The organism is Gordonia sp. NPDC058843, from assembly GCF_042743165.1.
Classification (GTDB): Bacteria; Actinomycetota; Actinomycetes; order Mycobacteriales; family Mycobacteriaceae; genus Gordonia.
Genome location: NZ_JBHYNC010000002.1, coordinates 223286 through 246884, shown reverse-complemented (window position 1 = coordinate 246884; position 23599 = coordinate 223286). Strand labels below are relative to the sequence as shown.

General features: G+C 68.3%; 25 protein-coding genes. 10 read left to right on the top strand and 15 right to left on the bottom strand.

Features of this window, described 5'->3' with window-relative positions; genetic code table 11:
- Positions 1-276 precede the first annotated feature (276 nt).
- Positions 277-1341, bottom strand: coding sequence for an LLM class F420-dependent oxidoreductase (locus tag ACFW3F_RS02915; RefSeq protein WP_388054127.1), 1065 nt, complete (start codon positions 1339-1341; stop codon positions 277-279).
- 142 nt (positions 1342-1483) lie between these two features.
- Here ACFW3F_RS02915 and ACFW3F_RS02910 point away from each other — a divergent pair, with 142 nt between their 5' ends.
- From ACFW3F_RS02910 to menE, 4 genes are read left to right on the top strand one after another with little or no spacing between them, the layout of a single operon-like run.
- Positions 1484-2779 (top strand): anion permease, encoded by a 1296-nt coding sequence (locus tag ACFW3F_RS02910; RefSeq protein WP_388054125.1) that lies wholly within the window; start codon positions 1484-1486, stop codon positions 2777-2779.
- A 3-nt stretch (positions 2780-2782) separates the two neighbouring features.
- The gene (locus ACFW3F_RS02905; protein WP_388054123.1) at positions 2783-3064 is read left to right on the top strand and encodes a hypothetical protein; all 282 of its coding nucleotides are present in this window, start codon (positions 2783-2785) and stop codon (positions 3062-3064) included.
- A 29-nt stretch (positions 3065-3093) separates the two neighbouring features.
- Positions 3094-3417: a DUF3349 domain-containing protein gene (locus ACFW3F_RS02900; RefSeq protein ID WP_388054121.1), complete on the top strand. Its 324-nt coding sequence runs from the start codon at positions 3094-3096 to the stop codon at positions 3415-3417.
- Positions 3414-4580, top strand: a complete 1167-nt coding sequence (menE, locus tag ACFW3F_RS02895) for an o-succinylbenzoate--CoA ligase (protein ID WP_388054169.1) — start codon at positions 3414-3416, stop codon at positions 4578-4580. The genes ACFW3F_RS02900 and menE overlap by 4 nt, the downstream gene beginning before the upstream one ends.
- Positions 4581-4615: 35 nt before the next feature.
- Here menE and ACFW3F_RS02890 read toward each other — a convergent pair whose 3' ends face one another.
- The gene (locus ACFW3F_RS02890; protein WP_388054119.1) at positions 4616-5485 is read right to left on the bottom strand and encodes a DUF559 domain-containing protein; all 870 of its coding nucleotides are present in this window, start codon (positions 5483-5485) and stop codon (positions 4616-4618) included.
- A 161-nt stretch (positions 5486-5646) separates the two neighbouring features.
- Between ACFW3F_RS02890 and ACFW3F_RS02885 the strand changes: the two genes are divergently transcribed.
- Entirely contained in the window at positions 5647-6516 is an 870-nt protein-coding gene (locus ACFW3F_RS02885; RefSeq protein ID WP_388054117.1) for a 1,4-dihydroxy-2-naphthoate polyprenyltransferase, read from the top strand.
- Between the two features lie 27 nt (positions 6517-6543).
- On the opposite strand, the gene ACFW3F_RS02880 is transcribed toward ACFW3F_RS02885, so the two are convergent.
- From ACFW3F_RS02880 to ACFW3F_RS02855, 6 genes are all read right to left on the bottom strand, one after another.
- A complete protein-coding gene (locus tag ACFW3F_RS02880; RefSeq protein ID WP_388054115.1) occupies positions 6544-7392 on the bottom strand; it encodes a Clp protease N-terminal domain-containing protein in 849 nt (282 codons plus the stop codon).
- Positions 7367-7666, bottom strand: coding sequence for a hypothetical protein (locus ACFW3F_RS02875; RefSeq protein WP_064569601.1), 300 nt, complete (start codon positions 7664-7666; stop codon positions 7367-7369). The genes ACFW3F_RS02880 and ACFW3F_RS02875 overlap by 26 nt, the downstream gene beginning before the upstream one ends.
- Positions 7667-7760: 94 nt before the next feature.
- Positions 7761-10325 (bottom strand): FtsX-like permease family protein, encoded by a 2565-nt coding sequence (locus tag ACFW3F_RS02870; protein ID WP_388054113.1) that lies wholly within the window; start codon positions 10323-10325, stop codon positions 7761-7763.
- Positions 10325-10954: an ABC transporter ATP-binding protein gene (locus ACFW3F_RS02865; RefSeq protein ID WP_388054167.1), complete on the bottom strand. Its 630-nt coding sequence runs from the start codon at positions 10952-10954 to the stop codon at positions 10325-10327. The genes ACFW3F_RS02870 and ACFW3F_RS02865 overlap by 1 nt, the downstream gene beginning before the upstream one ends.
- Positions 10955-11071: 117 nt before the next feature.
- Entirely contained in the window at positions 11072-12220 is a 1149-nt protein-coding gene (locus ACFW3F_RS02860) for a PLP-dependent cysteine synthase family protein (protein WP_388054111.1), read from the bottom strand.
- A 25-nt stretch (positions 12221-12245) separates the two neighbouring features.
- Positions 12246-12623, bottom strand: a complete 378-nt coding sequence (locus ACFW3F_RS02855) for a DUF4229 domain-containing protein (protein ID WP_388054109.1) — start codon at positions 12621-12623, stop codon at positions 12246-12248.
- A gap of 189 nt (positions 12624-12812) precedes the next feature.
- On the opposite strand from ACFW3F_RS02855, the gene ACFW3F_RS02850 reads away from it, so the two are divergent.
- The 3 genes from ACFW3F_RS02850 to ACFW3F_RS02840 all read left to right on the top strand — a co-directional run bounded on the left by ACFW3F_RS02850 (position 12813) and on the right by ACFW3F_RS02840 (position 13995).
- Complete coding sequence (locus ACFW3F_RS02850) at positions 12813-13037, top strand: BldC family transcriptional regulator (protein WP_388054107.1); 225 nt, start codon at positions 12813-12815, stop codon at positions 13035-13037.
- 139 nt (positions 13038-13176) lie between these two features.
- Positions 13177-13395: a hypothetical protein gene (locus ACFW3F_RS02845; protein ID WP_388054105.1), complete on the top strand. Its 219-nt coding sequence runs from the start codon at positions 13177-13179 to the stop codon at positions 13393-13395.
- A gap of 123 nt (positions 13396-13518) precedes the next feature.
- Positions 13519-13995 carry a helix-turn-helix domain-containing protein gene (locus tag ACFW3F_RS02840; RefSeq protein ID WP_388054103.1) on the top strand — a complete coding sequence of 159 codons (477 nt, stop codon included), beginning with the start codon at positions 13519-13521 and terminating at the stop codon, positions 13993-13995.
- Between the two features lie 22 nt (positions 13996-14017).
- On the opposite strand, the gene ccsB is transcribed toward ACFW3F_RS02840, so the two are convergent.
- From ccsB to ACFW3F_RS02805, 7 genes are all read right to left on the bottom strand, one after another.
- The gene (gene ccsB / locus ACFW3F_RS02835) at positions 14018-15037 is read right to left on the bottom strand and encodes a c-type cytochrome biogenesis protein CcsB (protein ID WP_388054101.1); all 1020 of its coding nucleotides are present in this window, start codon (positions 15035-15037) and stop codon (positions 14018-14020) included.
- Between the two features lie 20 nt (positions 15038-15057).
- Positions 15058-16800, bottom strand: coding sequence for a cytochrome c biogenesis protein ResB (locus ACFW3F_RS02830; protein WP_388054099.1), 1743 nt, complete (start codon positions 16798-16800; stop codon positions 15058-15060).
- Between the two features lie 11 nt (positions 16801-16811).
- The gene (locus ACFW3F_RS02825; RefSeq protein WP_388054097.1) at positions 16812-17639 is read right to left on the bottom strand and encodes a cytochrome c biogenesis CcdA family protein; all 828 of its coding nucleotides are present in this window, start codon (positions 17637-17639) and stop codon (positions 16812-16814) included.
- Positions 17639-18232 carry a TlpA family protein disulfide reductase gene (locus ACFW3F_RS02820; protein ID WP_388054095.1) on the bottom strand — a complete coding sequence of 198 codons (594 nt, stop codon included), beginning with the start codon at positions 18230-18232 and terminating at the stop codon, positions 17639-17641. Before ACFW3F_RS02820 ends, ACFW3F_RS02825 begins: the two co-directional genes overlap by 1 nt.
- 38 nt (positions 18233-18270) lie before the next feature.
- Complete coding sequence (locus ACFW3F_RS02815) at positions 18271-18897, bottom strand: histidine phosphatase family protein (protein WP_388054093.1); 627 nt, start codon at positions 18895-18897, stop codon at positions 18271-18273.
- Complete coding sequence (gene hemL / locus ACFW3F_RS02810) at positions 18897-20246, bottom strand: glutamate-1-semialdehyde 2,1-aminomutase (RefSeq protein WP_388054091.1); 1350 nt, start codon at positions 20244-20246, stop codon at positions 18897-18899. Before hemL ends, ACFW3F_RS02815 begins: the two co-directional genes overlap by 1 nt.
- A gap of 84 nt (positions 20247-20330) precedes the next feature.
- Positions 20331-21248, bottom strand: coding sequence for an SGNH/GDSL hydrolase family protein (locus ACFW3F_RS02805; RefSeq protein WP_388054089.1), 918 nt, complete (start codon positions 21246-21248; stop codon positions 20331-20333).
- Between the two features lie 114 nt (positions 21249-21362).
- Here ACFW3F_RS02805 and ACFW3F_RS02800 point away from each other — a divergent pair, with 114 nt between their 5' ends.
- A complete protein-coding gene (locus tag ACFW3F_RS02800) occupies positions 21363-22847 on the top strand; it encodes an NAD-dependent succinate-semialdehyde dehydrogenase (RefSeq protein WP_388054087.1) in 1485 nt (494 codons plus the stop codon).
- A gap of 121 nt (positions 22848-22968) precedes the next feature.
- Positions 22969-23571, top strand: a complete 603-nt coding sequence (locus tag ACFW3F_RS02795) for a YdcF family protein (RefSeq protein WP_388054085.1) — start codon at positions 22969-22971, stop codon at positions 23569-23571.
- Positions 23572-23599 lie beyond the last annotated feature (28 nt).

The window sequence follows — 23599 nt, the reverse complement described above, 5'->3', positions numbered from 1 at the left end:
GGTCACGCTGCCGAAACCGAAGTGCACCAAACGGGATACGGAGAGCCTATGGGACCGGAAGTGCGCTTACAACTCGGGACCATCGTTCAGCCAGGAAGCCACATCGGATTTCATTAGCGCGAAAAAGAACATCGCCGATTGAGTTCAAATCATTCACGTCGTCGAAGTGTAATGAAATGTCTCGGAATTGCACCCTGACGGCGAATGGTGTCGAGAAACGAAAACGGCGGCCTGTGAAAACAGGCCGCCGTGATCAACAACCACTCCGGAGCGAGATCAGCCTCCGAAGACGTCGCGCAGGTGCTCGACCTCGACGACGCGCTCGGCGTGCGTCGGCGCGGTGGGCGAGGCCAGGATGCAGGTGACGCCGGCTTCGCGGAACGCCGCAACCCGCTCGGCCACCTCCGACTTGGAACCGATGAGCGACATCGACGTGACGAGGTCTTCGGGCACGGCGGCCGCGGCCTCCATCTTCTTGCCGTCGAGGTAGAGGTCCTGGATCAGCTTCGCCTCGTCGACGTAGCCGTAGCGGATCGCGAGCTGGTTGTAGAAGTTCTTGCCGCGGGCGCCCATCCCGCCGATGTAGAGCGCGGCGTGGTGGCGCACGAGCTGCTTGGCGTTGTCGATCTGCTCGGCGTCGTCGGAGATACGCGCGGTGGCCTGCACGACGATGCCGAGATCCCCCAGCGCCGGGTCACGCTTGGCCTTGCCCGCCGCGAGCGACTCGCCGAAGGCCGCATCGATCTGCTCCGGGTGGAACAGGATCGGCTGCAGCTCGTCGAACATCTCGGCGGCCAGTTCGATGTTCTTCGGGCCGATGGCGGCGAGGAGCAGCGGGATGTTGTCGCGCACCGGGTGATTGATGATCTTCAGCGACTTGCCCAGACCCGAGCCGCCGTGCTCCTCGTCGAGCGGGAGCGTGTAGTGCTTGCCCTGGTAGTTCAGCTTCTCCCGGCGCCAGACCATCCGGCAGATCTCGGCATGCTCGCGCGCGCGGCCGAGCGGGTAGTTGTACTTGACGCCGTGGAACCCCTCGATGACCTGCGGGCCCGACGCCCCGATGCCGAGCACCGCGCGACCGCCGCTGATGTAGTCGAGACCGGCCGCGGTCATCGCCAGGTTGGTGGGTGTGCGCGAGTACATCGGGAGGATCGCGGTCTGCAGTTCCATCGTCTCGGTCTTGGCCGCGATGTACCCGAGCTGGGAGACGGCGTCGAAACTGTAGGCCTCCGGAACCGCGATGCGCTCCACCCCCGCGGCTTCGAAGTCCGCGAGATTGTTGATGGTCTCGCGGAAGTCGCCCGCGTAGTTGATCGGCATGCCCAGCTTCATCGATGTCATGCCGTCGGATTCTTCCACAGGGACGCCCGGTTTCCGAGGGTCTGTTGAACGTTCGATAGGTCCCCGGTGGCCAGGGTCCCGTTCACCGGATGTGTGCCGGGTTTTTAGGAAATCGAGGGCAGTAGGTCTCACAATCTTCACCATGAGCGGCGAGATGCTGATCCTGGTGCTGTTGGTGATCACAGCCCTCGGCTTCGACTTCACCAACGGCTTCCACGACACCGGCAACGCGATGGCTACGTCGATCGCGACCGGCGCCCTCAAGCCGAAGGTCGCGGTCGGGCTGTCAGCCGTGCTGAACCTCGTCGGCGCCTTCCTGTCCGTGGAGGTCGCGGCGACCATCACCAAGGACGTCCTCGAGATCCAGCAGACGTCGGGGCCCGACGCCGGCGAACTGGTTGCCGGACTGTCGGCCACGACGGCACTGCTCATCATCTTCGCCGGCCTGATCGGCGGCATCCTGTGGAATCTCTTCACGTGGCTGTTCGGGCTGCCCTCGAGTTCGTCCCACGCCCTGTTCGGCGGGCTGATCGGCTCTGGCCTGGCGGCGATCGGTGTCGGCGGCATCAACTGGTCCGGGATCACCTCCAAGATCCTGATCCCGGCTCTCTTCGCGCCCGTCATCGCGTGCCTGGTGGCTGCCTGCGGAACCTGGCTGGTCTTCGCGATCACCCGCCGGATCGCCGACCGGGAGAAAGAAGCCGGATTCCGCTACGGACAGGTCGCCACCGCATCGCTGGTCTCGCTCGCCCACGGCACCGGCGACGCCCAGAAGACGATGGGTGTGATCGCGATGGCACTCATCGCGACCGGGAACCTCGAGGCGTCCAGCGTCAGCCACGGACTCCCCTTCTGGGTGGTCTTCAGCTGCGCGGCGGCCATCGCGATCGGCACCTACCTGGGTGGCTGGCGGATCATCCGGACGCTCGGCAAGGGGCTCGTGGAGATCACCTCGCCGCAGGGCATGGCGGCCGAGGCGTCGTCGGCCGCCATCATCCTCACCTCGAGTGCGGCGGGTATGGCGCTGTCGACCACGCAGGTCGCCACGGGTTCGATCCTGGGTTCGGGTGTCGGCCGCAAGGGCGCCCAGGTTCGCTGGTCGGTCGCCGGCCGGATGGCCGTCGCCTGGGTGACCACCCTGCCCGCGGCGGGCGCCGTCGGTGCCGGCTGTTACTTCGTCGCGCATCTCTTCGGCGACGTCACCGGCGCTCTCATCATCTTCGCGATCCTCGTCGTCGCATCGGGTTACATGTACTGGCGCGCGCAGGAGAACAAGGTCGACCACGAGAACGTCAACGACGCATGGGAGGGCGATGCCCGCGCGGGAGAAGAGTGGGAAGAGGTGGTCGCGACCGAGACGGACGACACGACCCTTCCCCTTCCCCCGGTCATCCCGGCCGAGATCATCGTCCAACACGACCCGGAGAGGAGTTCCTGAGAAGTGGAGACATTCGAGGCCATCGGTAAGGTTCTGCTTGTCGGACTGGTGCTGGGCGCCGGCCTGCCCGCGCTGTTCGCCGTCGGATTGCGTCTGCAATCCCTGGGAAACGGTTCCGCCGACGCCGACGGAACCGCGTCCGGCCCACATCCTGCGCTGAAGCCCCTGGCGTATGCGATCTTCGGCATCGTCGTCCTGGTGATCGTCGTCGGCATCCTCTGGATCACCCGGCAGACGATCTTCTACTACACCGGTGTCAAGATCTTCCCGTTCGGCTACAAGTGACCGTCCCCGCTTCTGATCGGAGACACCCCGTGGACCGCCCGACGCTTCTGCAGAAGGTCGTGGAGTGGTTGCGCGCCGGCTACCCCGACGGCGTCCCGCACAACGACTACATACCGCTCGTGGCGCTGCTACGGCGCCAACTGACCGACGACGAGGTGACGCAGGTGTCCGCGGAGCTGGTCCGCGAGTCCCCTCGTCCGCCCGGACCGATCTCCAAGATCGACGCCGCGGTCAAGATCACCCACTACACACACGAACTGCCGCACGAGGACGACATCACACGGGTGCGCGCGCACCTCGAGTCACGCGGCTGGCCCTTCGACGCCGACCCGACCGATGGAGACCCGTCCTGAGGACCCTGCGACCCCTGCTGCTGCCGTCGACACCCGCGGTCCTCGACCGCGTCGACGACCTCGAGGCCATCCTCGACGGCTCCGCGGCCTTCCTGCCCGTACCCGACGATGCCCGCGCCACATCCGAACTCGGTGCGGCGCTGGACGTGGGCGCCCCGATCGACGAGCGCGTGTCCCTCGTCGTGTCGACCTCGGGTTCGACGGGAACCCCCAAAGGTGCGCAGCACTCCCCCGAGACCCTCGCCGCGTCGTCGCGGGCCACGGCGGACCACCTGGGCGGGCCCGGCAACTGGTTGCTGGCACTGGCGCCACATCACATCGCCGGCCTGCAGGTCCTCCTCCGCGCGCTGACCGCGGGGCAGACGCCGGTGATCCTGGACATGCGCGCCGGGTTCGATCCCGGCGTGTACGCCCGTGCTCTACACGACTTCGAGGGTCCGCGGCGATACACCTCGCTGGTTCCCACCGAACTCGTCAAGATCCTCGACGATCCCGGCGCGACGGCCGCCTCTCGTGACCTCGACGCGATCCTCGTCGGCGGCGCGGCGACCCCGAAGCCGTTGTGGGACAGAGCTGTCGCCGAGGGCTTGCCGGTTGTCGCGACGTATGGGATGAGCGAGACGGCCGGGGGCTGCGTCTACGACGGGCGGCCTCTGGACGGCGTTGCGGTCCGGATCGCCGATCCGGCCCCCGACGGCGTGGGCCGCGTCCTGCTCGGCGGTCCGGTCCTCGCCCACGGATATCGCAATCTTCCCGGCCACCGTGCGTTTGCCGAGCCGGGCTGGTTCCGCACCGACGACCTCGGGATCGTCGACGACGCGGGGCTGCTCAGCATCGTCGGCCGCGCGGACGAGGCCATCTCGACCGGCGGCCTGACCGTAGTACCGCAGGTCGTCGAGGCCGTGATCGCCGACGATCCCGCGGTCGCCGAGTGCGTCGTCGTCGGCCTCCCCGACGACCGGCTGGGCGAGGCGGTGACCGCATTCGTGGTGGTCCGCCCCGGAGAGCGGCTCGACACCAACCGGATTCGCGGATCGGTCACCGACCGGCTCGATCGCTACGCGGCACCCCGGCAGGTCGTCGAACTCGACGCGCTCCCCCTCCGCGGACCCGGCAAGTACGACCGACGCGCGTTGCGCACCCGGTTCGGTTCGCAGATGTAGTGTGTCGTCGCGCCTGGCGCAACGATGTGCGACATCTACCCACGGGCTGCGTGCCGGACCGTTGTGACCACGTACTCGGGCCGGTCGCGAAGGTCACCCCAGGTGAAGTTCAGGACCGTCCAACCCGCCGCGATGAGCGCATTGCGTCGGGTGCGGTCACGCTGAAACGTCTTCGCGTCGCGGTGGAAGGCGAGTCCGTCGATCTCCACTGCCACCATGCGATCGAGGAAAGCGAAGTCGATCACATACCCGCAACTGGGATGGTTCGCCACCCACCCGTCGATACCCGCGGTCCGGAGCATCGTGACAGCAAGCCGTTCCGCGGCCGATCGCGCACCCGATTCCAGCAGCTCGACCATCGGACCCATTTCAGCCGCACCGAGGCATCGACGCCGCCGGTCGTAGGCCTCCACGAGACGCTCGACCGTGGTGCGCCGCTGCAGCAGCGCGGAGTCGATGACCTCGACGCCGCCCTCTACCGCACCTTCCAGAGCCGACAACGCGACCCCGGTGACCGGCAACCCGTCCCGGGTCAGCACGTCGGCGTCGGCGAGCGCACGGTTGAGAATCCGGACTCCCGTCACCGGATCACCGTGGCGGCCGCGCAACGCGGTGACCGTCGGTGTGGCAGGCAGAGCATCGACCATCCCGTGCCACCATGCCGCAGCGAGCCCCGACAGAACCCCGTACGCGCCGACGGCCAACGTCGCGATCCGTACCCGCGTGCGGTCGGTCTCGGGGTGGTCGGCGAGCCGATAGATGCGAGGATGCACCGATATCCACTCGCCGGCCCGAACCCGACGCAACACCGTCGATCGGTCGATGCCGTGCATCCGGGCGTCGGCAGCGGTGATGACGCCGTCATGGTCGAGGGCCAGGGCCCGAAACTCCGCCGGAAGTCGCATGGAACTCAGACGCAGTTGCGCCGCAACCGGTTCCCGGGCCCGACGACCCCGCAGATGTAGTGTGTCGTTGCGCTGGGCGCAACGTTGTGCGACATCTGGCCGCGGGCGCACCATGCGAGGCAGCCGCGGCACCCGTGCGTCGTCGTGACACCATGAACTCCGTGGCTACCCCTACGCAGTGGATTCAGGGCGCTCGTCCGCGCACGCTCCCCAACGCGATAGCGCCGGTCGTGGCCGGTGTCGGTGCGGCGTTGCACTCCGGCGACGTCACGTGGTGGAAGTCCGTTCTCGCGCTCGCGGTGGCCGTCGCCTTCATCGTCGGTGTGAACTTCGCCAACGACTACTCCGACGGTGTGCGCGGAACCGACGACGACCGCGTCGGCCCGATGCGACTGGTCGGATCGGGGGCCGCGACGCCGAAGTCGGTCAAGGCCGCCGCGTTCCTGTGCTTCGGGGTCGGCGCGCTGTGCGGGCTCGTGCTCGCGATCGCGACCGCGTGGTGGCTCGTGATCGTCGGTGCCATCTGCATCGCCGGCGCCTGGTTCTACACCGGCGGCAAACGACCCTATGGGTACGCCGGCTGGGGCGAGGTCGCGGTGTTCACCTTCTTCGGGCTCGTCGCCGTCCTCGGTACCCAGTTCGTGTCCGCGGGCCGCGTCGACTGGGTCGGGCTCGCCTGCGCGGTCGGCATCGGCGCGATCTCGAGTAGCGTGCTGGTCGTCAACAACCTGCGAGACATCCCCAGCGACACCGAATCCGGCAAGATCACCCTCGCCGTACGTCTCGGGGACGCCCGGACCCGCACCCTGTTCGCAGTGCTGCTCCTGACCCCGCTCGCGATGAGCGTGGTCCTGGCGTTCGCGACCCCGTGGGCGCTGCTCGGTCTGGTGACGTTTCCGCTCCTGTGGCAGGCCTACACGCCGGTCCGGACCGGCGCGGCCGGCCCCGGACTGATCCCGTCGATCGGCACGACCGGAAAGGCGATGCTCGCCTGGTCGGTCGTCACGGCGGTCACGCTCGCCCTCACCTGAGACCGGCCGACGGGATCAGACCAAGGATCAGACCTGGGCCTCGACGTCGGGCAGGCTCGCCACGACGGCGGCGCGGAGTTCGTCGGCCGTGGTGGCAGACCCGATCAACGCCTGGGACGCGTCGTCGGCGCTGTCGATGATTCCCAACAGGAGGTACTCGGCGCGGAGGCGTCGGTCACCTCGTTCACGCGCGATCTCCATCGCCCGGCCGAAGGCGTCCCGGGTGTCGGAGGCGAAGCGCGGCCGAGAACCCCGACCCCGCGGTCCGCGCCGGCCGCGCCCCGGCTCCCACGGCCCCTCGCCGGCGAACGGTCCGCCCGGGCCGAAACCCGCTGGACCGAAACCTTCTGGACCGAAGCCCGCTGGCCCGAAACCCTTTGGGCCACAGTCGGGTCGGGGTCCACGACCGTGTCCGTGCCGGTGACCGTGGCCGCGTCGCCCGTCCCCGCGTCGTTCGTCCCCGCGCCGTCCGTGACCGCGACCCCGGGAGCCGCGCTCGGCGCGCTCACCCCAGCCCTCGGACAGGTCCTCACCGAAGCGACCGCGCACCGCCTCGCGAACCTTGTCGAGATCGATCCCTATGCTGCGCAACGCGTCTCGGTCCTCCTCATAGCGTTCGCGAAACGACTCGTCGTCGGTGGTCGCCGCGGTGTCGGATCGATCCGCATGCTCGTCGTGGTACTTCCGTACCGCCTCCCGGGCCGACGACAACGTCAGGCCCTGGTCGGCGAGCAGCGCGAACAACGGGCTGCGGGCATTGCAGAGCATGCCCAGGATCAGGTGATCGTTACCGAGTTGCCGGTGACCCAGGTCGCCGGCCTCCTGCGTGGCGAAAGCCAGCAGCATCTTGTCATCGCGACTGATTCGCTCGAACATCTGTGTCTCCTTCCGGCCCGCTCGCGCGGGCCTCACGTTGTGAGTGCTTCTGATGCACGGCCTGTCGGCTGATCTGCAGCACTTCTGCGATCGCCTGCCAGCTCCACCCGTTGGCACGGGCGTTGGCCACCTGCACGTCCTCGAGTCGGTCGGCGAGGGTGCGCAGGGCGCGTACCGCGGCCAGACCCCTCGCCGGATCGCCGCTCGCGGCGTCTCCGGCCAGCTCGGCGCTCGATGCGTCGGGTGCGGTGTCGGTGCTGTGGTCGTCGTGCATGGATGTCAGGTTATGTTGACATCCGCCCGATGTCAAGAATTGTTGACGAGCGGCGTGTGCCATCCGCTTCTTCGCGTACCGGGACCGGAGCGGACTACTCGTTCTGGATCGACTCGCTGATGTTCATGCGACCGGCACGGACCGCGGGTACGAACGCGCCGACCAGACAGAGCACCACCGCGATCGTCACGAAGAGCAGGGCCGACGGTCGCGGTGAGTAGAGGACGGTCAGGGACGTCGTGATGGTCAGGATCTGGTTGCTGAGTAGGTGCATCGCGGCACCGAGGACGACGCCGAGCACCGATCCGACCAGGGCGACCGCGCCCGCCTCGGCGAGCACCGTGCGCGAGACGAACCTGCGCGAGGCGCCCATCGCCCGCAGGACGCCCAACTCGCGTCGTCGTTCGAGGACCGACAGCAGCAGCGTGTTGAGGAGTGCGATCGCAGCCGCACCGGCGACGATCCACTGGATGGCGACCGCGAACGCGCCCGCCTGCTCGACGGTCGCCTGCGTGGCCGCGAGGGCCTCTGCGCCGCTGTAGACCCAGATCGGCTTGTTGCCCGTCGTCGGGACACCTTCGACCAGCGCCTCGAGGTCCCGACGAACCTGATCCGCATCGGCGTCGGGCGCCGTGATCACCTGCAGATACGTGTCACCGTCGCGATTGAACCAGTCCCCCAACAAGTCCTGCGACACGGCCGCCACCCCGGAATCCAGGGAGACGTAGTCGACCGTGTCACGCACGACCGTCTGCCGCGGCCCGTTGGGGGTCGCGAGTTCCACCGTGTCCCCCGTGTCCACGTCGAGCGCGCGGGCGAGGACATTCGACATCAGGATGCCGTCACCGGCCAGCACGCTCGCCACCGCTTCCGGCGAGGCCTTGCGCATGAACGGGGCCCGCGAACCAGGCTCCAGACCTTGCACGTTCGCCTTGCTCTCGCCGATGTTCACCGCGGCCCACTGACCGCCGACCACCTCGGCGACGCCGGGCACCGCGGCGACGCGATCGGCCACCGAGCCCGGCAGGATCGGCCCCAGGGGCAGGCTCGCGGCCGATGTCGACGACACATAGAAGTCCGGATCGCCCAGCCCGTCGAGGGATTTCGACATCGACGAGACCAGATTGTCCAGCGCGCCGGACGTCCCCATCCCGACCGCGATGGCCACCGCGACGGTCATCAGCGTCGCCCACGCGCGCCGCGGCGCCCGCTCGGTGTTCACCGAGGCCAGCCGGCCGGGACCGCCGAACCAGCGCGCGACCCGAACCACCGCCCACGCCAGGGGTTTCGACAGTGCGAAGCACAGGAGCAGCGCACCGACGAGGTAGAGGACCCCGGCGACGATGGCCGGCCGGCCCGGCACGGTCGACACGACGACCCACGACGCGATCAGGCCGGCGACCCCGAGCACCGCGGCGATCATCACCGCGGGGCCGCGACGCGTCGAGGAGTCCGACACCTCGACCGGCGCCATCGCCTCCACCGGGGATACCGCGAACACCGCCCGCGCGGCGAGGGTCGTCGCCGCGACACATGCCACCACACAGGCGATCACGGCCGCCGCGGGCGCATAACCCGGCAGGTGGTAGTTGATGACGGTGCCGACGGAGTCGGCCGGCGGTTCGGGCAGACTGCCGATCACCGCGCGCCCCGCCAGGATCCCGAGCGGGATGCCGAGCGCGCCACCGACGAGACCCATCAGCGCGGCCTCGCCGAGCATGTCACCGACGAGGTGGGATCGCTTGGCGCCCAGCGCCCGGATCATCGCGAGCGACTTGCGCCGGGACGCCACGGCCATGTTCATCGTGTTGAAGACCAGGAAGGCGGCGATCACGAGCGACACGAGCGAGACCAGCAGGGTTGCATCGCGGGTCACCGAACTAGCGACCTCGGCCTGCTTGGCGCGGAAGTCGGGGTCGACCACCACCGCGCGGCGGTCGACGATGTCCTTCACCTGCGATTGGACCGCGGACACGTCGGCACCGGGTTCGGTGACGACGAGGATGGAATCCAGGCGGCCCTCGAGCCCGACGAGCCGCTGCGCGAGATCGACATAGGCGAAGACGAAGCGGCCGTTGTTGAGGTCGGCGGCCTGCTCGGTGTCGACCACCTCGAGGACCTCCACCTCGATCCCGTTGGCCGTCAATCGGTCTCCGCGTTCGAGTCCGAGACCCGGACCGACGAAGACGCCGGTGCGCAATCGCTCGAGGTCGACTGTCCCCGGCTCACCGCTACCCGTCTGCTCCTGCTGCACCGCAGCCCGGAGGCTGCCCGAGAGTTGGGTGACGCGCTGATCGGAACCGAGGAGCGGCACCGCCGAACCGTCGATGACGACCGACCCGCGGATCATCGGGACGACGGCCGATGCCGCGTCGACGTCGCGACGGATCTCGCCGGCCAGGGATTCGTCGACGCCGGTGTCGGTGATGCCCGCGACCTCGATGTCGGCGACACCGGACACCGCGTTGTTGAAGTCGCGCACCGACTCCGACGCCGACCCGTAGGTCCCGAGTACCGCGATCAGCAATGCCGACGACACGATCACCACCGCGAGCGAGGTGATCAGACGCAGACGATGGGTGCGGATCTCGCGCAGGTTGAGCAGCCGGATGCGGGTGAGACCTGCGAGGAGGGCGGAGTGTCGACCGCGGGTCGGCACTAGGCGATCTTCCCGTCGCGAACCGTGATCGTGGTGTCGGCGACCGCAGCCGCCTTCGGATCGTGGGTCACCATGACCACGAGCCGGTCGGAGGTGTCGTGCGCGACCTCCGAGAGCACTTCGAGGACCGATTCACCGGTCTTGGAGTCCAGGTTGCCCGTCGGCTCGTCGGCGAGCAGGATCGTCGGGTCCATGATGAGCGAGCGGGCGATCGCGACGCGCTGCATCTGGCCGCCGGACAGCTCCGAGGGTCGATGATCGACCCGGTCTCCGAGGCCGACCCGCCGAAGCAGTTCGACGGCACGGGGTTTCGCCTTGCGCAGCGACTGGTTGTCCAGCAGCCGGGGCAATGCGACGTTCTCCCATGCCGACATCGTCGGCACGAGATTGAAGAACTGGAAGATGAACCCGACGCGATGGCGCCGGAACTCCGAGGCGGCGGTGTCGTCGAGCGCGCCGAGATCGACGCCGTCGATGCTGATCCGCCCCGACGTCGGGGTGTCGAGCGCGCCTAGCACGTGCAGCAGGGTGCTCTTCCCGGCTCCCGACGGTCCGACCACCGACACGAACTGCCCGCCGTCGATCGAGAGGGTCAGCCCGTCGAGGGCGCGAACCCGTTCCTCGCCCATCTGGTACTCGCGCACCAGGTCGACGGCCTCCACCAGGGCACTTCCGGTGCCGGGCGTGCGCCCGGGTTGCTTCGACACTCCGGGATCGTAACCCACCCGCGGTGTCCGGCCCGGGTCTCAGGCGGTCCAGCGACCGGTGGCGAAGAACTCGTCCAGCACCGTCGCGGCCGGGCCGAGGTCGAACGAACCGGCGGCCAGCCAATCGTCGTCGAAATAGGTGGTCGCGTACCGATCCCCCGAGTCGCAGAGCAATGTGACGATGCTGCCGGGAGTCCGCGCGGCGACCATCTCGGCGACGAGCGAGAAGGCCCCCCACATGTTGGTGCCGGTCGAACCACCGACGCGCCGCCCGAGGAGATCGCTCACGCGGCGGGCGGTGGCGATGGACGCCTCGTCGGGCACGCCGATCATCCGGTCGATCACCTGCGAGATGAACGACGGCTCGACTCGCGGCCGGCCGATGCCCTCGATGCGCGAGCCGACGTCGGCGGTGAGCGTGCCGTCGGCGGACTCGTAGGCCGGCAGGAACACCGAGTTCTCCGGGTCGACGACCGCCAGCCAGGTGTCGTGACGTCGGTAGCGCACGTATCGCCCCAGGGTCGCCGACGTACCGCCCGTACCGGCGCCCACGACGATCCACGTGGGAATCGGGTGCTCTTCCTCGGCCAGCTGGGCGAAGATCGACTCGGCGATGTTGTTGTTGCCGCGCCAGTCGGTCGCACGTTCGGCCATCGTGAACTGATCGATGAAATGGCCACCGAGTTCGGACTCGAGGCGCAGCGCCTCGGCGTAGACCTCGCCGGGATGATCGACGAAATGGCACCGCCCGCCGTGGCGTTCGATGAGGGCCGTCTTCGCCGGCGAGGTGCTCCTCGCCATCACCGCGATGAACGGGACGCCGATGAGCTCGGCGAAATAGGCCTCGCTCACCGCCGTCGACCCCGACGACGCCTCGATCACCGGGGTGCCCTCGACGACCCACCCGTTGCACAGGGCGTAGAGGAACAGCGAGCGTGCCAGGCGATGCTTCAGCGAACCCGTGGGATGGGTCGACTCGTCCTTGACGTAGAGGTCCACGCCGACCTCGCGACCGGTGTCCCCGCCGGGTCGGGTCCCGTCGGGTTCGGCCCAGCGCGACCACGAGGGCAACGCGACGCGGAGCAGGTGGGTGTCGGCGCTGCGTCGGCCGTCGGCCTCGATGAGGCGGACCGCGTTCTGGGTCCAGGCGCGGTCCGCGCGACGGTCGACCAGTCGCGTCGGCTTCACAGGTCGGTGCCCACGAACTCTGAACTCACTTCTCGCCGCGGAGCCGGGCCTGCAGATCGTCGTGCTTGGAACGGCGACCGGCCTCGAGTGCCGCGATCTCGCTGTTCACCTTCAGACGGAGGGTCTTGAACAGGACCATGCCGAGCGGGAGGGCGATCAAGACGCCGAACACCGCAGCCACGAGGAAGGGCACCTCGACGTCGACGAGGTTGCCGCCGACCATGATGATCACCACGACCGCGGCGACGAGCAGCAACCGCGCGAACGTGTAGGCGAACAGGGCCACCGCCAGGGTCATCGGACGTCCACTCCCCTGCGGAGCGGTGTCCGGGGAGGTCGTCGGGCGGGCGGCCTCGTCGGGCGTGGCCTTCTTGCCGGGGGTGGGGTCGTGCGGTTCACTCACCACCTCAGCCTACTGGGCGGTCCGCTCGCTCCTGCAGGTCGCGGGCCTTTGCACGCTCTTTACCTGCTGCTGACGGTTCGAGTACCTGGGCGATTTGCGTGTATTCATGAAGAACTCGTCCACCACGTGCAGAGCCGCTTCGCCACCTCGGCGCACCGACCGAGCACTCCAACACGCACAGGGGGAACCATGACCAGCATCGAAACAGCACCGCCCACGACCTACATCACCCCGGGACTCGCCAGCCAGCACACGCTGACCCCCGGCCAGGTCGCCGCGATGTTCAACGTGAATCCCAAGACGGTGGCCCGCTGGGCGAGCTCCGGCATCCTCGGTTCGATCCGCACCCCGGGCGGCCATCGACGCTTCCGCGAGGAGGACGTCGTCGCGCTGCTCAACCGCCGGACCCACTGACCGCGGCGGTCCACCCCGTTCTCCCGACGGCTCCACCCTGCGTGCCGGACTCATACGTTCGGTCGAGATGTGTGGGTCGAGCAGGCGTTTGGCCTGGCCGCTCATACATCTCACGTACGCTGGTCGTCGGGAGGTTGTCATGATCTATCTGTTCGCCGTTCTGGGTCTGCTCGCCATCGGTTTCCTCATGTGGCGTGCCTTCGGACCGCACGCCGACGAGTCCGGTGACACCCCCTCGTCCGGTCCTCGTCGCCCCCGTCCCCGCGGTCCGGTCGGACCCGACGACGACCCCGACTTTCTCCGCGACCTGGACAATCGCACCCGCGGCACCAACGGCACCGACGGTGACGACATCTGAGGCGTGACGCCGGACAGAAAAGCTGAGACCGGGTTCAGAACGTCTCTGCGGAACATACCCAGGGGTAGGGTATCGTCCACTTCACCATCGACTCCACGATGGCTGATCCGAGAGAAGGCGCCGTTGAACGCGGGACGATCTCCGCGAGGGACGTCAACCGATGACGACCTGAGCTTCGCCGAGAAGATCGGTTACCTCTTCGAACACAGCCGCGACGAGAACGGCGTCCGATATACCGGCAAGAAGATCGCCGAGAAGGCAAATCGTCTCGGCTACTCGCTGTCCGACGCGTACATCTCCCAGTTGCGCACCGGCAAGGCCCGCACCCCGTCGTTCCGGACGGTCGAGGCCATCGCCCGCGCCTTCGACGTCAGCGTCACGTACTTCCTGTCCAATCCGGACGAAGACCTCGAACGTGTTCGGCAGCAACAGAATTACGTCGAGATGCTCCAGGTCACCGGAAGCCATCTCTCCGGGATCGACATGGGTTCGCTGTGCCCGGACACCATCGACGCCCTCATCGATCTGCTGAAACTGGTCAAGGCGCAGGCGCTCGCCAAGAAGGCCGAAGAGAACTCACCGAGCGAAGCAACCGACTGACGGTGCCCGCCCGGGCCGAGCCCTACAGCCCCGCGTAGGAGTGCAGGCCCGAGACGACCAGGTTGATGATGAACAGGTTGAACAGCATCGCCACGAATCCGGCGACGTTGATCCACGCCGCGGCATTGCTGCGCCAGCCCGCCGTCGCGCGGGCGTGGAGGTAGGCCGCGTAGATCACCCACGCGATGAACGACACCGTCTCCTTGGGGTCCCAGCCCCAGAACCGGCCCCAGGCCGCCTCGGCCCAGATGGCACCACAGATGACGCCGAGACCGAAGAGCGGGAAGCCGATCACGACACACTTGTAGGCCAGGCGATCGAGGTGTTCGGCCGACGGCAGGTGTTCGACGACCCGCCGGATCGCTCCGCTGAGGCCCGGACGGTTCGCGGCCGCCGCGGAGTCGTCGGGAGACGCCGCCGCCCAGCGCATCTTGACCAGGTAGAGGATGCTTGCGACACCCGACACCAGGAGGATGCCCGAGGACACCGAGATGATCGACACGTGCACGGCCAGCCAGTAGGACTTCAGGGCCGGCACGACCGGCGCAGCCTGGGTGTAGAGCCAGCGCCCGGCGATGAACATCAACAAGATGACGGGCAGCAGCACGAACGAGAGCAACGGGCGGTGTTCGCGCTTGCGCAGGATGATCAGTCCGGCGAGCACGCCGGCGGCACACGTCATCGAGATGAACTCGTACATGTTGCCCCAGGGCGCGCGGTCGGTCGCGATACCGCGGAGCACGATCGAACCGATGTGGGCGGCGAGTCCGACGATCACGACCGGTAGCGCCATGTTGCCGAGCTTTTCGCCCAGCGTCCGGCGCGAGGACTCGTCGACACGTCCGGGCAACCGTGCCTCGGCCCCGTCCGCACCCGCGTTCACCAGCTGCTTCTGCTCGAGGCGACGACCCCGCACCGCGGCGAGCGCGCCCAGGAACAGGATGACCGCGACGACATAGACCGTCATGGCGGTGCCGTACAGCAGGTCCGAGTATCGCGCGAGCGTCTCGTCGATCGGCATCGCTGGAGCTTCGGAGTTCATGTGCTTCCTTTCGCCGGCTGCTAGAGCCGCCGGGTCGTTCGCCGCGAGGTGGATCCGTCGGCGCCGTCGGCCACCAGATCGGCCGCCTGCTCGTCGAAGCCCTCACCCCAGCCCGCCTGATCGGTGCGCGCCAGCCCGGCAATCTCTACTACAGTACGTCGTTGCCCACTGTCGTGATCATCGGTGGCCCGGTCGTCGCCGTCGGCTCCGCTACTCGCGGCCGACACCGGGACCAGCCGGGCCCAGATGCGGCGGCGACGGATCAGCAGCGACACCAGCAGACCACCGAGCATCACGATCGCGCTCACCAGCACCCAGATCTGGGCAGGGTCGTGCGAGACCTGCACCGACACCCAGCGTTCGTAACCGTCGAAGGTCACGGTCGTGCCGTCGGCGAGGGTGTGACTCTGGCCCACCCCGAGGTTCACCTGGGCCTGGCGCTGGAGGCGGCCCTGCTCGATGAGCTCCTGGTCGAGCGAGTAGACGTTCTGCGGCTTGCCCGTGTCGAGACCGGTGTCGCCCTTGAAGATACGGATCGCGACGAAGGGATCGCCGGGTTCCGGCGACGCCGACGTCAGCAGCGAGCCGTGGAAGGAGGCGGTCGGCGCGAACAGGCCCTCGAGGGCGATCTGGTTCTTGCGTCGGTCGTCGGCATCGGGATAGAGGCCCGCCGGGGTGTCGAACCGTGCGGCACCCGACGAGAGCATCGTCTGCAGCTCATCCGGCACGAACGGGGTGGTCTGCGTGCGCTTCTCCCCGTTGGGGAAGGTCACCGTGAAGGTCGGCGCGAAACCGTTGCCGAGCACGTAGACCCGATCGCCCGCGACGCGCAGCGGTTCGTTGACCCGCACCGAGGTGGTGTCCCAGCCGGCGGGATCGCCGAGGTTGCCGACACTGCCGTCACTGCCCGCGGCGTACCGGATGGTTGCGTCGTACATGTCGGGCTGACCGCTGGGCAGGAAGGTCGCCGAGAAATCGTCCACCCGGAAGCAGAAGGGCGACAGGTCCGTGCCGTCGACCAGATTGCCGGCGCGGAAGGAGTCGTAGACAGCGGTCGAGGTGTTGCACAACCCCTGTTCGCCGTCGGCGACGAGACTGCGGGTGCCCTCGTAGCCGTACATCTTGCCCAGCGCGATCGACACCAGCAGGGCCAGCAGCGCGAAGTGGAACACCAGGTTGCCGAACTCGCGGAGGTAACCCTTCTCCGCGGAGACCTCGACGCATCCGTCCGGGTAGGCCTTGCTCGGCTCACGGACCACGACCTCGCGCCGCCAGCCGCGCAGCCGGCCGTTGATGCGTTCGGCAACCGCCTCGGGGTCGCCGTCGACGGTGTGACTGACGTGCCGCGGCAGCCGGGACAGGTTGCGCGGTGCGGCGACGGGCTTGGCCCGCAGGCTGTGGAAGTGTTCGACCATCCGCGGCGTCAGGCAGCCGACGAGGGAGATGAACAGCAGCACATAGATCGCGGTGAACCAGGCGCTGGAGAAGACGTCGAACAGTTGCAGCCGGTCCATCCAGACGCCGAGCTGACCGCGGTCGGCGATGTACTCCAGGGTCTTCTGCTCGTTGAGCTCGCGTTGTGGGAGCAGCGCACCCGGGATCGCGGCGAGGGCGAGCAGGAACAGCAGGATCAGCGCGGTCCGCATCGACGTCAGCGAACGCCACAGGTTGCGCACCGGCCACAGCACCCGGCGACGGGCCCAATGGGGTTTCGGGGTGGGCTCGGGGGTGTCCACCTGCGGGCGGTCGGTCAGATCGGTCATGAGGCCAGCACTCAGATCGGTAGTTGGGTGTCGGTGACGAAACGGACCTGGACCCACACGATGAACTGGTCCCACCAGCCGGTCAGCAGGGCGATGCCGACCCCGATCAGCAGGACGCCGCCGATGACCTGGATCGTGCGCGCATTGCGGCGCAGCCAACCGAGACTGCGCAGGGCCCACGCCGAGGAGAACGCCAGAACCACGAAGGGCAGGCCCAGGCCCAGGCAGTAGGCGACGATGAGCGTCACGCCCTTGGCCGCCGTCGAACCCTCTGTCCCGCTGACCGTGGCGATCACCGCGGCCAGCGTCGGCCCGAGGCACGGCGTCCAGCCGAGCGCGAACACCGCGCCGAGCAACGGCGCGCCGACGAGGTTCGAGACCCGCCGCGGCTCGAAGCGGACCTCGCGCTGCAGCGCCGGGATGAGTCCGATGAACACCAGGCCCATCGCGATGGTGACGACGCCGCCGATGCGTTGCAGCAGTTCACGATTCATGATGAACGTGCTGGTCACACCGAGGACGGTCGCGGTGGCCGCGACGAAGACGACGGTGAAGCCGAGCACGAACAGACCGGCGGCGAGCGCGACCCGTGAGCGGCCGCTCTTGGCGCTCTCGCCCACCTTCACCGCGGGCGCCTCCGCCCCGACGAGACCCGCGAGATAGGACAGGTAGCCCGGGACCAAGGGGACGACGCAGGGAGAGGCGAAGGACACGAGTCCGGCGAGCAGGCACGCCGCGAAGGCGAGGAGGAGTGGTCCGCTGGAGACGGTGTCGGCGAACGTGTCGCCGATCGACGAGGCGAGCACCAGGGTGGTCGGTTCCAGGGTGGACGGATCCATCACACCTGCCCCGCCGGCTCGGCCGCGACGCGCTTGACGACCTCGTCGAGCTCGTTGTCGGGGACCGCCTTGAGGAACACCGCCGCCGGACGGTGCTCGCGATCGAGCACGATCGTCGTCGGCACCACCGAGGTGGGCGTGGTCAGCGCGGCGAGCGACATGCCCGGGAAGTCGTAGATCGACGGGAAGCCGACCTTGCGGTCGATCACGAAGTCCTTCGCCGACTCGCGGTCGTCGCGCAGGTTGATGCCGAGGAACTCCACACCGTCGGCGCGGTTGCGTTCGTAGACGCGCTCGAGGTCGTCGGCCTCACCGCGGCAGGGTCCACACCACGATCCCCACACATTGACGACGACGACCTTGTCCGCGAATCGGTCGTCGGACAGGGAGAGTGGCTGCTCGGTGACGAGGTCCTCGCCGGTGACGTCGGCGATCGGCTTGCGCTCGTCGGGCGCATAGGTGATGACGGTCTGCCCGCCCGGCGAGACGAACTGGAAGGTGTTCCCCTGCGCGACCGCATCGTCGCCGGTACTGCACCCGGCGACCAGCATGACCAGGGCCGACAGCATCGCCGGCAGGAGGAACTTGCGCACTACGTCAGACCTTCGATCGGAAAACTGTTGTTACCCGCTCACGCACCGGTGGCCAGTGGGTCCGAGGCCCCGGCCGGTTCGGAGTAGATGATGTCGACGAGGGCGTCGTCGTCGTAGATGAGGCTGGTCAGCGACGCCAGCGAGCACTGCCGGCGGCGCGGGTCGTGCCAGAGTCGCTGACCTTCGAGGAACCGGCGCAGCGTGTACACGGGGAGCTGGTGGCTGACGCAGACGGCTTCGTGACCGCGAGCGGCGTCGCGCGCCTTGTTGGCCGCTGCCAGCATGCGGTGCGCGAGCTGGATGTAGGGCTCCCCCCAGGAAGGTGTGAACGGGTCGCGCAATTTGGGCCAGTGCCGCGGCTTGCTCAGCGCGCCGTCGCCGACCGAGACCTTGAGACCCTCGAAGACGTTGTCGGCCTCGATGAGATCGTCGTTGGTGAGGATCGGGACCCCGTGCGCGGCAGCGATGGGTGTCGCCGTCTCCTGCGCGCGCTGCAGCGGCGAGGCGAACACGGCCTTGATGTCGTGGTCGGCGAGGGCGTCGGCGACCTTGCGCGCCTGCGCCTGGCCGTCGCCGGAGAGACGGAAGCCGGGTAGACGGCCGTAGAGGATGCCGTCGGGGTTGTCGACCTCTCCGTGGCGCATCATGTGGACGATCGTGTGCATCAGGCGTTGTCCCCCGGTGTGGCTGCGGTCGCGGCCGCCTGCGCTGCCGCGGGCAGCGCATCGGCGATCTGCGAGAAAGCATCCTCGTCGAGCGCCGCGGACACAAACCAGGCTTCGAAGGCGCTGGGCGGTGCATAGACGCCACGCTCGAGCAGAGCGTGGAAGAACGGCGCAAACCGCCAGGTCTGCGTGGCGGAGACGCCGGCGTAGTCGAGGATCGGGATGTCCGGGTCGGTAGTGAAGAACACACTCAGGAGGCTGCCCGCCTTCTGCACGCGGTGGGCCACCCCTGCCGCGGAGAGGGACTCGTGCAGCAGGGTCGCGAGTCGGTCGGCGTTGGCGTCGAGTGTCCGGTAGACCTCGACGTCGGCGTTGCGCAGGGTCGCGAGGCCGGCGGCGACGGCGACGGGATTCCCCGACAACGTGCCGGCCTGGTAGACCGGCCCGGTCGGTGCAAGCCGTTCCATGACATCTGCGCGGCCGCCGAACGCCGCGGCAGGCAGTCCCCCGCTCATCACCTTGCCGAAGGTGTAGAGGTCGCCGGCCACACCCTCGAGGCCGTACCAGCCGCTCGGGCTCACACGGAAACCGGTCATGACCTCGTCCATGATGAGCAGCGCCCCATGGCGTCGGGTGAGGTCGCGCAAGCCCGCGTTGAAGCCGTCGACCGGTGCAACGGCACCCATGTTGCCCGCGGCGGCCTCGGTGATGACGGCAGCGATGTCGTCGCCGAACTCGGCGAAGGCGTCGGCGACGGCCGTGAGGTCGTTGTAGGGCAGCACGACGGTGTCGTGCGCCGACGCGCCGGTGACGCCGGGACTCGTCGGCAGCCCCAGCGTGGCGACGCCGGAACCGGCGGCGGCCAGAAGCGCGTCGACGTGACCGTGGTAGCAGCCTGCGAACTTGATGATCTTGGACCGGCCCGTGAAACCGCGGGCGAGCCGGATCGCCGACATGGTTGCCTCGGTGCCCGAATTCACCAACCGGACTCGCTCGACGGGGTCGACGCGGCCGATGATCTCCTCGGCGAGTTCGATCTCGGCCTCGGTGGGCGCACCGAAGGACAGGCCGCCGGTGGCCGCCTCACGGACCGCCTCGACGACGGCCGGGTGGGCATGTCCCAGGATCATCGGACCCCAGGAGCTGACGAGGTCCACATAGTCGTTGCCGTCGGCGTCGGTGAGCCGGCATCCGGCCGCGGAGGCGATGAAGCGCGGGGTCCCGCCGACCGCGGAGAACGCGCGCACCGGAGAGTTGACGCCGCCCGGGATGGCCTGCGTCGCGCGGGTGAACAGCGCGGCGGAGGCGGCCGTTCCGGGAGCGGGCGTGGCAGCAGCGGAGGGGGTCACGGCCTACAGTGTTCCAAACGGCACCGGGTGACCCAAATCCTCGCTGGTCAGAGGGGGTCGACCCCGCCGTCGCGCGGGCCGGGACTACCCCGCGAGCGCCTTGCGGACCTGCTCGGCGATCGCCGCCTGGCCCTGTTCGTTGGGGTGCACCGCACCGGGGCCCGGGGTGGTCATCGGCTCGATCCAGCGCTGGTCGCCGGCACACGCGTCATGCCCTTCGGACACCTGTGACATGTCGACGAACTCGACTCCCTCGTCCTCCGCCGCGCGGCGGCCGTAGGTGTTCAGCGCCGTCTGGAGCTCACGGATCATCGGCACGTCGCCCTCGGCCAGCCGCATCTCGGGGTAGCAACCGATGGTCGGCGGGAGCAGCCACGGATACCCGGCAAGCAGGACGCGGGCGTTCGGCGCCCGGTCCTGGACGTCGCGCAACGCCTGACGGACGGCCGGGTAGATGTCGGCGGCGACCGGGTCGATCAGTGATCGGCCGTAGCGATCGGTGCACGGCGAGCCGGTGCGGTCGGCGTCGGCCACCTCGCGGCAGAGCCGTATCGCGCGACCGTAGGTCTGTTTGTCGTTGCCCCCGATCATGAGCGTCACGACGTCGGTGTCGTCGTCGAGCGCGTCGAGCTGCGGCGGCACACCCTGGTGCTGCGCCGCGCGGAGGTCCTCGGTGTCGGCGCCCGCGCAGCTGACGTCCGTGAGGTCGAAGTCCTCGTCCTCGGCGACGACGTGCGCGTAGTTCTTCGACGACCGCTGGCAGTAGATCGGTGAGTCCGCTTCCAGCGGGCTGACGCCGGTGCCTGCGCTGAAACTGTCGCCGAGGTTGACGTACTTCGTCGACCGGGCAGGCGTTTCCGTCGACTGGGCGTTGTTTTGCGTCGACTGGGCAGGCGTTTCCGTCGACTGTGCGTCGTTTGGCGCCGACTGTGCGCACCCGGCGAGAAGAACACCCGCCGCGACGATTCCGGTCACGGTCGCCAACAGCCTTCGTTTCGCCACGACGCCATCGTCACCGCATCTCGACCACTCGGCAACATCGCTGCTCAGCGGGTCGATCCCGAGGTCGGGAGTAGGGTTCGGATAGCAAACCGACGAGTGAGGATGTGACTTCCGATGAGTGGCGACGACACCGGCGACACGAACCTTCTCGACCCGCAGGTCGTGCTCGACGCGGTGCCGACCGGGCTCTGGATCGACGGGAAGTCCGTCCCCGCGGCGTCGGGGAACAGCTTCGACGTCTTCGATCCGGCCACCGAGCGATCGCTCGTCTCGGTCGCCGATGCCGGCGTCACCGACGCCCATGCCGCGCTGGAGGCCGCGGTCGCCGCGTCCGCGGACTGGGCGGCCACCGCACCGCGCGAGCGCGGGGAGATCCTCCGCCGGACCTTCGAACTACTCACCGACCGCGCCGACGACATCGCGATGCTGATGACGCTCGAACTCGGCCGTGCCCTACCCGACAGTCGCGCCGAGACCACCTACGGCCTGGAGTTCCTACGCTGGTTCGCCGAGGAAGCCGTGCGCATCGGGGGCCGGTTCAGTCCGGCACCGGCCGGAAACGGACGAATCCTGGTGGCCCATCAACCCGTCGGGCCGTGCCTGGCCATCACCCCGTGGAACTTCCCGCTCGCGATGGGGACGCGCAAGATCGGTCCCGCGCTCGCCGCGGGCAACGTGATCATCGTCAAACCGGCCCGCGAGACACCGTTGACGATGCTCGCCCTCGCCGACGCCTTTGCCGACGCGGGCCTGCCGCCGGGCGTGCTGTCGGTCCTGCCCACCACGTCGAGCGGTGAGGTGTCCTCGGCGCTGATCACCGACGACCGGATCCGCAAGATCAGCTTCACCGGTTCGACACCGGTGGGCCGCAGCCTGCTCGGCCAGGCCGCCGAACGGGTGCAACGCACGTCGATGGAACTCGGCGGCAACGCTCCTTTCCTGGTCTTCGACGACGCCGATGTCGACGCGGCCGTCGAAGGTGCGTTCGCCGCGAAGATGCGCAACGGCGGCGAGGCATGCACCGCGGCCAACCGGTTCCTGGTTCAGGCCGGTGTCGCCGAGGAATTCACCGAGAAGCTCGTGGCGAAGATGTCGGAGGTCCGGATGGGGCCGGGCTACTCCGACGGGGTGACCCTGGGACCGTTGGTGAACGCGGACCAGCGGGACAAGGTCACAGAGGCGGTCGAACAGGCCGTCGGCGACGGCGCCCGCGTGCGGCTGGGTGGTGAACGGCCGGGTGGTCGCGGCTTCTTCTATCCGGCAACAGTTCTCGACAACGTCGATCCGTACGCGCCGGTCACACGCGAGGAGATCTTCGGCCCAGTCGCGGTGATCAGCACCTTCGACGACGAGTCCGCGGGCATCGCGGCCGCGAACTCGACCGAATACGGCCTGGCGTCCTACTTCTACAGTCGCGACCTCGAGCGCTGCATGCGCGTCGCGGAGCGCCTGGATTCGGGGATGGTCGGGGTCAACCGGGGTGTGATCTCCGATGCCGCCGCGCCGTTCGGCGGCATCAAGCAATCCGGGATCGGACGTGAGGGCGGCAGCGAGGGCATCGACGAGTACCTGTCGGTGAAGTACATCGCTCTGACCTGACCTTCTTCCGGGCTGTTCCATCGTTCGACGGCGGTCAACGATTGTTACGTATGTGACTAGTGATGCAGGTGTTATCAATCTGAAACCTGCACGACCGTACTGATCTCTAGTATCGGTCACCATGCGTCGTAGAACCTCTCGGTCCGTCATGGCCGCGGCCGCAGTCGCCACGGCGGCGGCGGTGGCCATCACCGTCGCGCCGTCAGGACCGGCCCCCCACGTCGAAAATGCCGCAATCAGTACCGATTTCGGTAGCGTCGACCTCGGCAGCTCAGAGCTCGGTACCCCGAACAGCAACTTCCTCTGGCAGAGCCCGCCGACTCGCTACATCGTCGTACTGGGTGCCAAGTTCGGCGTTCTCGGCCAGACCCCCGACGTTCTGAAGCGCAGGCTCGACGTCGCGGCGAACCTCGGCAAGAAACACCCGTTCAACCGCATGATCGTCTCCGGCGGCGACACCCACTGGCTGCCCGTCACCGAAGCCCAGTTCATGAACCTCGGCCTGATCCGACGCGGAATCCCCATGTGGCAGATGGTCAACGAGGGACGGTCGACGTCGACCGTACAGAACGCGCACTACACCGTCGGCATGCTCAAGGCCATGGGTGCGAACGGGGCCATCATCGTGACCAACGGCTTCCACATGGAACGCGCGATGAAGAACTTCCGCGACGCGGCCCGGAAACAGAACGCCCGCATCGAGTTCCGGTCGGCGTACGCCTGACGTCGACCGTGCGTCTTATCCCGTCGAC

Excerpts from the sequence above, each read along its gene's own strand:
- ACFW3F_RS02865 (WP_388054167.1), bottom strand. The coding sequence starts at position 10,954 with ATGGGCGAGGAACGGGTTCGCGCCCTCGACGGGCTGACCCTCTCGATC.
- ACFW3F_RS02845 (WP_388054105.1), top strand. The coding sequence starts at position 13,177 with ATGATCTATCTGTTCGCCGTTCTGGGTCTGCTCGCCATCGGTTTCCTC.
- ACFW3F_RS02815 (WP_388054093.1), bottom strand. The coding sequence starts at position 18,897 with ATGCACACGATCGTCCACATGATGCGCCACGGAGAGGTCGACAACCCC.
- ACFW3F_RS02850 (WP_388054107.1), top strand. The coding sequence starts at position 12,813 with ATGACCAGCATCGAAACAGCACCGCCCACGACCTACATCACCCCGGGA.
- ACFW3F_RS02890 (WP_388054119.1), bottom strand. The coding sequence starts at position 5,485 with ATGCGACTTCCGGCGGAGTTTCGGGCCCTGGCCCTCGACCATGACGGC.
- ACFW3F_RS02875 (WP_064569601.1), bottom strand. The coding sequence starts at position 7,666 with ATGCACGACGACCACAGCACCGACACCGCACCCGACGCATCGAGCGCC.
- ccsB (WP_388054101.1), bottom strand. The coding sequence starts at position 15,037 with ATGAACTCCGAAGCTCCAGCGATGCCGATCGACGAGACGCTCGCGCGA.
- ACFW3F_RS02915 (WP_388054127.1), bottom strand. The coding sequence starts at position 1,341 with ATGACATCGATGAAGCTGGGCATGCCGATCAACTACGCGGGCGACTTC.
- ACFW3F_RS02910 (WP_388054125.1), top strand. The coding sequence starts at position 1,484 with ATGAGCGGCGAGATGCTGATCCTGGTGCTGTTGGTGATCACAGCCCTC.
- ACFW3F_RS02800 (WP_388054087.1), top strand. The coding sequence starts at position 21,363 with ATGAGTGGCGACGACACCGGCGACACGAACCTTCTCGACCCGCAGGTC.
- ACFW3F_RS02880 (WP_388054115.1), bottom strand. The coding sequence starts at position 7,392 with ATGTTCGAGCGAATCAGTCGCGATGACAAGATGCTGCTGGCTTTCGCC.
- ACFW3F_RS02830 (WP_388054099.1), bottom strand. The coding sequence starts at position 16,800 with ATGACCGATCTGACCGACCGCCCGCAGGTGGACACCCCCGAGCCCACC.
- ACFW3F_RS02825 (WP_388054097.1), bottom strand. The coding sequence starts at position 17,639 with ATGGATCCGTCCACCCTGGAACCGACCACCCTGGTGCTCGCCTCGTCG.
- ACFW3F_RS02795 (WP_388054085.1), top strand. The coding sequence starts at position 22,969 with ATGCGTCGTAGAACCTCTCGGTCCGTCATGGCCGCGGCCGCAGTCGCC.